The sequence below is a fragment of the Gottschalkia purinilytica genome (genome assembly GCF_001190785.1).
Lineage (GTDB): Bacteria > Bacillota > Clostridia > Tissierellales > Gottschalkiaceae > Gottschalkia_A > Gottschalkia_A purinilytica.
The window spans coordinates 216486-229577 of record NZ_LGSS01000003.1; the positions used below are offsets into that span (position 1 = coordinate 216486).

Genomic DNA, 13092 nt, shown 5'->3' on the forward strand with positions numbered 1-13092 from the left:
TCCTATCTTTTATCACTTTTTTAACAAGTAAGGTTCAATTATAACAGCGTCTTTATATACCCTTGCAATTTCAGGCCATTTCGGAGCTTGTATATCTTCATCTGGCTTACGTGCTATTACATCAGCTATTCTAAGCTGAGTTGGCTGTAAGCTAAAAGCAGCTACTATAGATTCTCTATTTCCATCACTTCCAGCATTAGCAATTCCTCTTAAAGATCCTAATACTACTATATTACCTTTTGCTACTACCATCCCCCCAGGATTTATATCTCCTATTACCACTACATTTCCATCGTATTCTATAATTTGCCCTGATCTTACAGTAGTTTTTATAAACTTGGTACTTCCTTCATGTATACCTATAAAAGGAACTGCTTCTAAGTCTGGGTCAATATCTTCCATTTTATTTTCTTCCTGTTCCTGTTCATTATCCTCTATGGTCATTCTATATTTATTCTTTATTATCTCCTTCAACTCTTCTACTTCTTCAACCGTCAACTTTTGTCCTTTTATGCTTATAACCTTAGCTCCTTTAAAAAATTCTCCTGCATTTTTTATTTTTATATCTAGTTGGTCTTTTATCGCCTGAAAGCTTCCTTCTTCTATATATATACTTATGCCATCTTTACGACCTTTAAAGTTTATTAAGCTGTGAGTCATTTTTCACCCTCCATTTAACGGCTACTAAAATTAATTTCTTCATAGTTTTTTTAATTCCTGCTTATTCATACAAAAAATAAATTGACAAGATAATACTTATCCTGCAATATTGTGGCAATGTGCAACTTTTTTATAGCTATTGTGTTTCTGAAATTGTTATTTATATATCATTTAATGTTTTATCCTGTTTTTATGTGTATAAAAATAATTCTAATATACCTCATATATTTGGAAAAATTATCATAATAAATTTATATATCCTAAAAAGAAAGACTTATATTTTATATTGTATTAATATAAAATAATTTGGTAAGATAATTTATTGACACATGTTTACTAGTTGCATATATGCTTTTTATTATTACTTTATTAGTTTATACTTTTAATTTTAACATATTAGGATTAATCTTTTTAAATATATTAGTCATATGGCAATTAAAAACTATGATATTTATGACTAATACTTAATTCTATATTATAAAAATCTTTAATATTCTTATGTTTTATTCATATTTAAAACAATCAATTGTATGATCGTTTACTATTCCAACTGCTTGCATATAAGAGTATACAATAGTACTTCCAATAAATCTAAATCCTCTTTTTTTAAATCTTTACTAATATTGTCAGATAACTTAGTATTAGAAGGAACTTCTGATATATCTTTCCAACTATTTTTTACAGGTTTGTTGTTTACAAAAGACCATATATAGTTATCAAAGCTTTCAAATTCTTTTTGTATTTCTAAAAATTTTTTAGCATTATTTATTGAAGCTTCTATTTTTTTACGATTTCTAATGATACCTGAATTACTAAGTAATTCTTCTATTCTTTCGTCATCATAATCTGCAACTTTTTGTGGTTCAAAATTGTCATAAGCAATTCTATAATTTTCTCTTTTTTTTAGTATCGTTATCCAACTTAATCCTGCTTGAGCTGATTCTAGTATTAAAAATTCAAAATGTTTATTATCATCATGGACAGGAACTCCCCATTCTTCATCATGATACTTTATATATAACTCATCGTCTTTACACCAAGAACATCTTTTCAAAATTAAGTCCTCCATTTCATATAGGTTAGTATTCTTATCTTATTACTTTTTATAATAAATTAAAAATCCCTAAAACTGTCTTAAATATAGTTTCTAGGGATTTTCTCCATTTCTTATATTCATTTAATCTATATTGAAAGTATTAAATTTCATAGGTATTCTTTAATTCTTAAAAAATTTTAAATAAATAATTAATAATATTAATTAAGTTTTCCTACTTTAGAAAATGGATATATTCTATATATGACTTTACCTACGATCTTGTCATAGTCAACAAGACCTATTTCTTCACTTCTACTATCTATACTATTATTCCTATTATCTCCCATGACAAAGACCTTCCCTTTTGGTATTTTGTCTATTTCTACATCACCTATAGTTCCATATTCTTTTATATAGTTTTCATCGAGTTCTTTATCATTTACATATACTTTTCCATTCTTTATAGTTATTTTATCTCCCTCAAGTCCTATAACTCTTTTAATTAATTTTTTTGTACTACCTGACGTAAGTCTTTGAATTATGTTTAGACTTTTTAGCTCGCCCTCATTAAATTCTAAATCTGTTTTAAATACAATTATATCACCATGCTTAATATTTTTATTATTATTTAATATAACTAATCTATCATGCTCTACTAATGTAGGATTCATAGAAACACTATACACTTCTGTAGTATTTATAAAAGAAGTTATAGCGAATGCGATTCCAACTGATATTACAATACACTTAATCCACTCTAAAATCTCACTTTTCATTTTAGTCCACCTCTAATTTTATATAATTATAGCTTATTTAAAATTATTATAAAAATAGTTTAATTATTTTTATAATAATTTAATTATAGCAAAAATATACATATTATACCTCATATAATATCTTTAAGATTCTTTTATTTTTATTATATAGAATTATATTATTGTTACATAAGCACACTTTTATAAACTTTCTCTCTATCTTCTTATATATAATTTTTTTCATTAGTTTGGTAAACTATTTGATTTTTATTAAATCTCCATCATCAAATCCTGTTGTAATATTATCGACATTTAATATTGAATATTCATCTACCTTTTCTGAATTTATTATACTTTTTAGCGTTCTACATATAAGTTCTTCAAAATCTTCCCAATTTAATCTTATAGTTTGTCCTTCATTGAAAGTTAAATATTTTTGTTTTGGAACAAAGTCTTCATTACATGCCCATTCATCATCATCAATGTCATATTCATTAGATCCAATTAGATACACAGTATATCCATTTTCTGATTCAAAAATTCCAAAATTTAATGCTTTTATATTTTCATCTAAATCTTCTTCGTTTGATATTTGTGATATCCAGTTACTTAAAATATTTTTAAAATCAGTATTTTTCATTATCTTATACCTCGCAAAATTTTATAGTTTGATTACTTCTCTATATAGTATTTTAGTCAATTAGTAGTCCCATAAGTAATGAATCATAAAATTTATCATCTATTAAAAAATTTCTCTTTAATATACCTTCTTCATAAAATCCAAGTTTCCTATATAAATAAATGGCACGTTCATTATCACTTCTGACTCTCAAGTTTATTTTTCTTATTATATTTGTATCTTTACTCCAATTAATTAAGTATTTTATAAGTTCTTCTCCTATGCCATTTCCCCAGTATTCTTTTAAAACACTTACTCCAAATTCTCCAATATGAGCATTTCTTTGTCTTAATCCACCTGAAAAGTTTAAATTTCCGATTATTTGTCCATTAATTTCTGCAACAATTAAAAGAGTATTTTTCTTTTTTAAAGCATCTTCAATAAAACATTCTTCCTCTTTTACTGTTGTGTTAAATTCACCTAATCCAAATGTTAAAAAATCTGATTCTCCTGCAATCCTATTAATATATTCTATAATATTTTTAGCATCTGACTTAATAGCTTTTCTTATTATTATTTTTTTATTATTAATTACTACTTCTCTCATCCTATAACCTACACCTCCTATATCTAATGTATAAAATATTAGATATAAAAACAATCGTCATTAAGGTAGTCTTCTAACTATTATATTAACAGTTATTATTTCTTATATCTTCTCAAATATATATCCGTCAAGATATGTATTCTCATTTTTCCAGTTTTCATGTTTTATTAGTTTTAGATTATCCCACTTATTAACTAATTCATTTTTTTCTAAGCAAAATTCTCTTTTGAATCCTTTTTCTATAGATTGTAAATAATTAAAAGTACAAATAATTAATATGCCTTTTTTCTTTAAGAGATTAGGTAATACGTTAAATGTTTCATCAGATGGCTTATAATGATTTATAATGATATTATCAAATTTTCCTATTTTAATTAATAGATCTATGTCATCAAGGTCTAGTTCTTTTGTTCTGACAGATACATGATTAATCTTTGAAAATCTTATTAGTCTTTTCAATGCTTCAGGTGTAAAGTCCACTCCAGTAACATTAAATCCTTGCTTTGCTAAATAAATAGCATTTCTTCCATCTCCACAAGCAATATCAAGAATACTTCCCTTAATTAAATAATTAGTATTATTAACTATAAAAGGCTCTGGATCCATTAAAATGTTCTCTCGTGCTTTATATTTATTGCTCCAATGTTCCTTTCTTATATCATGATTCATCCTTTCATCTTCCTTTCAAAACCATACCATTTTCATTAGATAATAGCTTTCTTATTTAAGAACGTTTATAAACTGCGGAGTTATCCTGTAAGAGATTGTTTATGTAGTATCTAATTAATATCCAGTATGTCTACATTTTGATCAACTTCTATCTCATAGTCTATATCTTCATATCCAAAACCAAATAATTTAAAAAATTCTTTTCTATATCCCTCAATGTCAGATAGCTCTCTAATATTATCTGTTGACACTTTTTCCCAAAGACTTAGTATTTCACTTTGAACATCTGATCTCATCTCTCTATCGTCTAGTCTTACTCTACCTTTATCATCAAGCTTTAAGTCATTATCATTTGATATATTTGAAAATAGTCTATAAATTTGCTCAATACATCCTTCATCAATACCTTTTCCTTTCATAATCTTAGATAATAGTGAAATGTATAAAGGGACTACTGGAATAGCTGAGCTTGATTGAGTAACTAAAGCTTTATTAACAGATACTAAAGCTTTTCCATTAATGTTTCTAAGATCGTCATTTAATAATTGTGCAGTAGCTTCTAAATGTTCTTTTGCTTTACCAATTGTTCCATTTCTATAAATAGGATATGTAATTTCTGGTCCAATATATGAATATGCTATGGTCATAGCACCTTTTTCAAGAACATCAGATTGCCTTAATAAGTCAATCCATAATTTCCAGTCGTATCCCCCCATAACAGCTACAGTTTGATTTATCTCTTCTTCTGTTGCAGGTTCAATTTCAATCTCTGATATATTGTAATTATGAAAATCTACAGTTTTATTTTTATAAGGCTTTCCGATAGGTTTTAATACTGAATGAAAAATCTCTCCAGTTACTGGGTCTACTCTCTTTGGTGATGCAACGCTATATATAACAAGATCAATTTTTCCTAAATCACGTTTAATGAGTTCAATAGTTTTTTCTTTTGTTTCATTTGAAAATGCATCTCCGTTAATACTCTTAGCATAATATTCAGATTCTTTCGCTAATTTTTCAAAAGACGCTGTATTATACCAACCAGCAGTAGCTGTTCTATTCTTTGAAGCCGATTTTTCAAATACAACTCCAATAGTACTTGCTCCTGAAGCAAAAGTTGATGTAATTCTAGAAGCTAAACCATATCCTGTTGATGCTCCAATAACAAGTACTTTTTTAGGTCCATCTATAACTCCTTTATTTTTTACATAGTCTATCTGTTCAATAACATTCTTTTCACAACCTTCTGGATGAGCTGTTGTGCATATAAATCCTCTAAATTTTGGCTTTATTATCATAAATAACACTCCTTATATTCTACGTTCATTTTTAGCTTAAAAATATAATACGATACAATTACAAATATAGTATATTATTTATACACTAATTTAAATTCTTCACATAATACTAACATATCTTCTGAAAATTCCTTTTCTTGACCTTGTAGCTCTCTAGAGAAATAATTCATATGTACATTGCTCCAATGCTTTAAAGTTTTATCTCCTTCGCCTTCTAGTCTTGCAAATTCTTCTGTAACTTCTTTAAAAGGTACTATATTTATTTTACTTGTTTCAATTATACATTGTGCTATCCCATTCCAATCTGTAATAATACTTAAGTCTCCTACTTTAGGTTCAGTTTCTTCTCCTAACTCATACCAATAATATAATGATGCTGTTGCTTTTTTTATTTCTTCTTTAACTAAATTCGCCAGTTCATTAGCATCTTTTTCATTATCACAAAAATGCCATGAAGTATACTTTTTAGTAGAATTGTTAACATTTTCTCCTATAGATTTTAAATAATCTTCCCACATTTTTTGTACGGAGTTATTTTCTTCTATCATATTTCATTTCCTTTCTTTTCGGTATATTATACCATATTATATTAGATTATTATTTTTATGAATCATGTACTTGAAAATTTATTAGGTTTTTTAATCTCGTACATTTAATTTTACATTAAAATATATCTATTTTTAAATGTTCTCAATATAATATTCTGTATAATACAAACTATCCAAAAAACATTCAATTAAAATTATATCAAAAAATAAATAATTGCCGTCAATAAATTGACGGCAATTATTTATTTTAAACTTCAAAATTATTCACAATATTAAAGTTCTGTATTGTGGAAAATCATATATTAAATATCAATTATCTTGCTAATTTATTATTTAAGTCTAATTCATTACTCTTTTCATCTTCATTAAGTCCTAAATATTGGGCTATTATTTCTCTCGCTACTGGTGCCCCATATCCCCCTTTACCACCTTGGGATAAAAATACTACTACAGCTATTTGTGCAGCATCAGGATTATCTGGCTCGTAAGGAGCAAATGCCGAGAACCATGCATAGTTGTCATATTTTTTTCCTGTTTTAGGATTTATTCTATCAACTTGTGCTGTACCAGTTTTAGCAGCCACTTTTACCTTGAAATTTTTAAACGGAGAACCAGCTGTTCCATCATGTCCAGTAACTAAAGACATTCCCTTTGCAACTTCTAGTATATATTTAGGATCTTTTACATCTACCTTATGAGTTTCTTTTTTAGGTTCAAACACTTTTTTAGTATTATCATAACTTTCTATTTTATCTACTACACTAACTTTATGCCTATTTCCTCCATTAGCTATAGTAGCTATATAGTTTGCCATTTGTATAGGAGTATAAGCATTCTGACCTTGTCCTATAGATATATTTAAGGTATCTCCTTGACCCCACTTAGACTGATTAAGATAAGTATACTTTATAGTATCAGATATATCTTCTTTGTTTCCTTCTAGTTTCTTCTCTCCATCTATCCCCATCTCAGATAATTTGTTTATAATATCTCTCTTACTAAGTGGTTTCTCTAGTTCTGTCCAACTTACTATCTCATCTATAATCTTTTTTATGTCTTTCTTACTTAGTTCTACTCCTTCTTTTATATAACTCTCTATATTTGCTTCTAAAAAATGTGTTAAGTTCCTTTTATTAATTGTTGATTTAGTCTTAGTCTTAGGTACTCCTGCAACCATTTCACCGTTTATTTCTATACCAGTTTTTTCATCAAGTCCAAATTCTTTTGCTACCTTAGCGATTTCATCTATTCCTGCTTTCCCAGGAAATTTTTCACCTGTTCTAGGGTCTCTCCCTAGAGCAGCACTAAAGAAATAATAGTTACACGAATCTTTAAGAGCACCTTTTAAATCTTCCCATCCGTGGCTACCTTTATTCTGATTCCATAACCAGCATCCAAAGTTTCTGTTTCCTATTTTCACATATCCACCATCATATATTTTCTTAGAAGCAGGAATTCCGTTTTCTTGGGCTGCTATCCCTGTTATCATTTTAAATATTGATCCAGGTTGGACAGCTGTTCCTATAGCCATATTATACATTGGTAATGGTCCTAATTTATCTTCTCCATTATCAGGATTTAGCATCTTCCAATCTTCACTTGATATACCTGTTGCAAAAAGATTAGGATCATATGATGGATAATTTGCTAAAGCAAGTATTTCTCCTGTTTTTACATCTATAGCAACTGCTGCTCCAGATGTAGCATAAGGGAAAGCCTTACCGTAACTATAATTTCCCCATTTACTTTTGAATGTTCCACCTCTTCTTATTTCTGTTAAAGCTTGTTCTAACGCGTTTTCTGTAATTTTTTGAAGTTCTGCATCTATAGTTAGATAAAGAGTACTTCCTGGTTTAGCTTTTTCTTCACTTATAGTATCTACTACGTTTCCAACAGCATCTACCTGAACTCTTTTCTTTCCATCTTTACCTTTAAGATATTCTTCAAATGTTGCTTCTACACCACTTTTACCTATAAAATAGTTAGGTAAATAACCTTTTGCTTTTGTATATTTCTCTAACTCATTAGCACTAGATATACTACCTAAATATCCTAATATATGTGCTGCAGTACTTCCCATAGGATATTGTCTTACAGGCTCTAGAGATACCTTCACTCCAGGCATATCACCCTTATTTTCCTCTATTTTAGCTATAGTTGTATCTTTGATACCATATGCTATGTTTACAGGATGATATCCTCTATGTCCCATATTCTTTACTTGATCTAGTATTAAAAGAGCTATCCTAGCTTCATAGTCTGATAAATTTTCTGGTAGCTCGGTTTTCTTTCTAATCTCTTTGAATGCTTTTTCAGCATCAGACTTTGCTGATATCTTATATCTCTTGAGCCAGAACTCCTTATCATTTAAAGCAGAATACTTCCAAGTGCTTATTCCTATTTTAGGATATATGTCTTGTTTTATTATAATTTCTTGTGCTATTCTACTTATATCTTCACGCTTAATAAAGTTTTTAACTTCTTTTTCTTTTTCCAGTATAAACATCAAGGTTTTTTGAGGATTAAGTTTTTCCTTAATATTATATTTTTTATATAGCTCATCTCTATCTTTATTATTAGTAAATTTATAAGTAACTTTATTTGTTTTCTCATTTATTTCCACTTTAATTGGTATCTTAGTTTTATCTTTATTCTTCTTATATTTTTCTTCCAAGAGTTCAATTATAACTTGTCCTGGCACTATAGTTTCCTTTTTATCTTTTTTAGTCTTACTTGGTATACTATGTGTACTTTCTAACATTTTTGTAAAACTATCAGTTTCCTTTAGTATACTTATAAAATCATCTATTGCCGCACTCTTTATAGTAATACCGCTAAATTTTTGCATTAAGCCTCTTTTAACTTTTTCATATTCTTCATCAAAAGTAAAAGAAAAAGGAACTAACTTTATATTTGCTATTAATCCCTTGCTTTTAAGCATATCGTATGCTAATTTACTTGAAACAGGATCACTTACTATCTTAGTTACTATCTTATTAACATTACGGTTATTAATTATATTCAATACTGCACTTCTAGCATCCATTCCTTTAGATATGCCATTATTTTCTTTCCACTTATCTATATCTTTTTCACTATCATATTCAAATATTGGATTACCATTTTGATCTACATTAACTTTTATAGGCATTTCAACGCCTTCACTTTGAAGTATACCTACTACTTTATTGCCTACAGAAAATTTATTAGCATTTTGTTGATTACTATATTCAGTTGTTAAACCAATGAGTTCACCTACTAAATTATTATTTACTATAGTACTTACAACCTCTTCACTAGGTGTATTAGGATTTTCAAAATACATAGACTCATCTGTATATGCAAATGAATTCATTTTTATTGGAAATTCATCATTGTAGTTTACACCTTCATCTTCTAATATATGTGCTAATTCTATTAGTGTTTTATTTCTCTGTTTCTTATCCTTACTAGATTCGAGTTCATCTTTAACAACTTGTATAGTGAAACTAGGATTGTTTCCAGCTAAAAGTCTTCCATATCTATCCCTTATTTCCCCTCTTGGAGCTGTGATTGGTATTTCTTTAAACTTTCTAGTATCTGCTTGCTTTCTTAATTCTTCACCTTGTACTATAGTAAGAGAGGCAAGTCGAAAAGCTAATACTAGTAATGATAATGATAGTCCTAGTATTAAAATATTATATCTATCTCTAAGCTTTTCAAATATCTGTTTCAAAATTTCACCTCCTCATTTATTCTAAAGTCTTTTAGTAAACTTTATTCGAGGTTCTTTATAAAACTTCAACATATACTTATATACAAAAATTGAAAGAACAGCATTATATATAGCTTCTTTTAATAGTACATTTTTTAATATCGGAATCAAATGAACATCCACTGATAAAAAGTACATAAAGAAGTAATGCATTATATGAAATACAGCAGTAGTTGCTGCTGTTATTAAAAATGGCAAAATTAGATTTTCTTTAAAAACTTTTTCATCTAAAAGTCCCAAGACATATCCTATTAGAAAATAAATAAGAGCATTAACCCCTATAACATCATAGAAAAATATGTCTTGTAAAAGACCTACAGCTAGTCCTACTATAGCACCTGAATTTTTTCCTGCTAATAGAGAATATGTAACTACTAAGATTAAAGAAGTATTGGGAAGTACTTGTAAAAAATGAAAGTATTGAAATACAGTAGACTGTAATATGAAATTAAGTATTATTATCCCTGCTATTATAATATAATTCAATTTTATTACCCCTTTAATGTTTTTTTCCAGTAATTACGAATACTTCATGCAACTTGTTAAAGTCAACTGAAGGCTTAATTTTTACATGTACAAGTAAATCTTCACTTTTCTTTTTGATTTCAATAACTTCCCCTATAAAAATTCCTTTTTCAAAAACTCCTCCTAGTCCAGATGTCAACAGCTTATCACCTTTAGAAACATCGGCCTTAGTATCAAACATATATCCACTTAATATACCTTGAGAACCTTCTTTTGCCACTCCATTATTTTGGTTTCTGACTATAGTAAAGCTTACACTATTTGAACTATCCACTATTGACACTACCTTTGACCAGTTATCTCCAACCTCAGTAACTCTACCAACAAGACCTTCTACTATATTATCTTTTTCTATCTCAACAGCCTTAACTACCGGATCACCTTTTTTTATTCCATCCTTACTCCCTTTATCTATTATAAATTTTTCAAACCAGTTACCAGGATCTTTGCCTATTATTTGGGAATTTACTAAGTTATAATTAGTCTTGCTTTTAAGTTCTGCTTCTTCCTTTAAGTAATCCGATCTTCCTATTATGTCTTCATATTTTATTACCTTATCTTTTAATTTTGCTACTTCTTTTTTTAGTTGTGTATTTTCTTCCTTCAAAGTAAAAATATCACCAACGGAGCTAAATCCATTAGCTACATTTTTTGATATACTATAAGCTACTTTTTGAACTGGAGTTATAACATTTCCAAGTATATTTTCTAATTTAGTTATTTTCAGCTTACCTGTAGATGTTAAACCTATAATTACAATTAGAATGATAGTAACAAAAGCTACTATCATTCTTCCTTTAAACTTTCTAAAAATGTTCATTTATATCACCATCTCAGTTGATATTTTAATCTATCTTTCTAGAATTTTTAGTCACTCTTTTAAGAGTTTCTATATCTTCTAGAGCCATTCCTGTACCTAAAGCTACACAGTCTAATGGTTCTTCTGCTATGTGAACAGGCATACCTGTTTCTTTTCTTATCATTCTATCTAGTCCATCTAATAATGCTCCACCACCTGCTAGCATTATACCTTGTTCCATTATGTCTGAAGCTAATTCTGGCGGAGTTTTTTCTAATGTATATTTTATTGCATCTACAATGCTATAAATAGGTTCTTTCATAGCCTCATGTATTTCATTTGAGCTTATTTCTACTGTTTTAGGTAAGCCTGTAACTAAGTCTCTACCTCTTATACTAAGTTTCTTTTCTTTATTACTACCTAAGTCTGCTGATCCTATTGTTATCTTAACTTCCTCAGCAGTTCTTTCTCCTATCATAAGACTATATTCTTTTTTAATATATCCAACTATAGAGTCATCTAACTCGTCTCCAGCTACTCTTATTGATCTACTTGTAACTATTCCTCCAAGTGATATTATAGCCACTTCAGTAGTTCCTCCACCTATATCAACGATCATACTACCTGTAGGTTCTTGAACTGGAAGTCCTGCACCTATTGCTGCAGCCATTGGCTCTTCTATAAGGTATGCATCCCTTGCTCCTGCTTGTACTGCTGCTTCTTCAACTGCTCTTTTTTCAACCTCAGTTACACCTGAAGGAACGCATATAACAACACGAGGTTGTACTACTGAACGTCTTGGATGAGCTCTTTTTATAAAATATTTTAACATACTTTGAGTAACATCAAAGTCAGCTATAACCCCATCACTTAAAGGTCTTATTGCTACTATATGTCCTGGTGTTCTACCTATCATTTTTTTAGCCTCTTCACCAACTGCTAAAACTTCTTTAGTATGTGCATGAATAGCAACAACCGATGGCTCCTTTATTATTATACCTTTACCTCTTGCATAAACTAATGTATTTGCTGTTCCTAAGTCTATTCCCATATCTTTTGAAAACGCACTAAAAATACCCATCTTCTTTTGCTCCTTCCTAAAAATTTATCTTATAATATGTTCTCTTCTCTAAAACTAAAATAAGTATTTTTTCCTATAACTATATGATCCAATATTGATATTCCTAAAATTTGTCCACACTCTAGTAGTCTCTTAGTAACATTAATATCTTCTTTACTAGGAGATGGATCTCCACTTGGATGATTATGTGTCAAGATCATTGACGCACTACTCCTTTTTACTGCTTCTTTAAAGACTTCTCTTGGATGTACAATTGATGAGTTTAAGCTACCTACGGATACGTCATCTATTCCTATAATTTTATTTTTAGTATCAAGCATTATTACCTTAAAATACTCCTTTTTTAAATGTTGCATATCAGTTATAAGAAAGTTAACAACATCTAAAGGTGAAGTTATTTTTTTCTGATCTATTGAACTGGATATTAACACTCTCTTTCCTAGTTCTATTGCAGCTAGTATTTGTGCTGCTTTACATTTTCCTATGCCTTTTACTTTAGTTATTTCTTCAATAGAAGAATCTGATAAAAAAGATATTCCTTGTTTATCAATTGATAATAACCTATTTGAAAGCTCAATTGCTGAGTATTCTTTACTTCCTGTTCTTATAATTATTGATAATAATTCTGGATTAGATAAACTTTTAACTCCATATTTATATAGTTTTTCTCTAGGTCTTTCTTCCTCAGGTAGACTTTTCATAGTATATCTTAAACTCTCTTTCATCACTATAGTCTCCTTA

At 28.6% G+C, this 13092-nt stretch carries 12 protein-coding genes and 1 pseudogene; all 13 read right to left on the reverse strand.

Annotated features, from left to right (window positions below; genetic code table 11):
- Window positions 1-12: 12 nt before the first annotated feature.
- The gene (minC, locus tag CLPU_RS04375) at window positions 13-660 is read right to left on the reverse strand and encodes a septum site-determining protein MinC (protein WP_050354433.1); all 648 of its coding nucleotides are present in this window, start codon (window positions 658-660) and stop codon (window positions 13-15) included.
- 503 nt (window positions 661-1163) lie between these two features.
- Window positions 1164-1729 (reverse strand): annotated as a pseudogene (locus CLPU_RS04380) (DNA-3-methyladenine glycosylase I).
- A 185-nt stretch (window positions 1730-1914) separates the two neighbouring features.
- Entirely contained in the window at window positions 1915-2472 is a 558-nt protein-coding gene (lepB, locus tag CLPU_RS04385) for a signal peptidase I (RefSeq protein WP_050354434.1), read from the reverse strand.
- 235 nt (window positions 2473-2707) lie between these two features.
- Window positions 2708-3091, reverse strand: a complete 384-nt coding sequence (locus tag CLPU_RS04390) for a hypothetical protein (RefSeq protein WP_050354435.1) — start codon at window positions 3089-3091, stop codon at window positions 2708-2710.
- A 52-nt stretch (window positions 3092-3143) separates the two neighbouring features.
- Window positions 3144-3677: a GNAT family N-acetyltransferase gene (locus CLPU_RS04395; RefSeq protein WP_050354436.1), complete on the reverse strand. Its 534-nt coding sequence runs from the start codon at window positions 3675-3677 to the stop codon at window positions 3144-3146.
- A 102-nt stretch (window positions 3678-3779) separates the two neighbouring features.
- Window positions 3780-4346, reverse strand: a complete 567-nt coding sequence (locus tag CLPU_RS04400; RefSeq protein WP_050354437.1) for a class I SAM-dependent methyltransferase — start codon at window positions 4344-4346, stop codon at window positions 3780-3782.
- A gap of 110 nt (window positions 4347-4456) precedes the next feature.
- Entirely contained in the window at window positions 4457-5644 is a 1188-nt protein-coding gene (gene fabV, locus CLPU_RS04405) for an enoyl-ACP reductase FabV (protein WP_050354438.1), read from the reverse strand.
- 74 nt (window positions 5645-5718) lie between these two features.
- A complete protein-coding gene (locus CLPU_RS04410) occupies window positions 5719-6192 on the reverse strand; it encodes an ASCH domain-containing protein (RefSeq protein ID WP_050354439.1) in 474 nt (157 codons plus the stop codon).
- A gap of 313 nt (window positions 6193-6505) precedes the next feature.
- Window positions 6506-9907, reverse strand: coding sequence for a penicillin-binding transpeptidase domain-containing protein (locus CLPU_RS04415; RefSeq protein ID WP_050354440.1), 3402 nt, complete (start codon window positions 9905-9907; stop codon window positions 6506-6508).
- Window positions 9908-9928: 21 nt separating this feature from the next.
- Window positions 9929-10432 carry a rod shape-determining protein MreD gene (gene mreD, locus CLPU_RS04420; RefSeq protein WP_050354441.1) on the reverse strand — a complete coding sequence of 168 codons (504 nt, stop codon included), beginning with the start codon at window positions 10430-10432 and terminating at the stop codon, window positions 9929-9931.
- 13 nt (window positions 10433-10445) lie between these two features.
- Window positions 10446-11291, reverse strand: a complete 846-nt coding sequence (gene mreC / locus CLPU_RS04425; RefSeq protein ID WP_050354442.1) for a rod shape-determining protein MreC — start codon at window positions 11289-11291, stop codon at window positions 10446-10448.
- Window positions 11292-11316: 25 nt separating this feature from the next.
- Entirely contained in the window at window positions 11317-12351 is a 1035-nt protein-coding gene (locus tag CLPU_RS04430; protein ID WP_050354443.1) for a rod shape-determining protein, read from the reverse strand.
- Window positions 12352-12380: 29 nt separating this feature from the next.
- A complete protein-coding gene (gene radC / locus CLPU_RS04435) occupies window positions 12381-13076 on the reverse strand; it encodes a RadC family protein (RefSeq protein ID WP_050354444.1) in 696 nt (231 codons plus the stop codon).
- Window positions 13077-13092 lie beyond the last annotated feature (16 nt).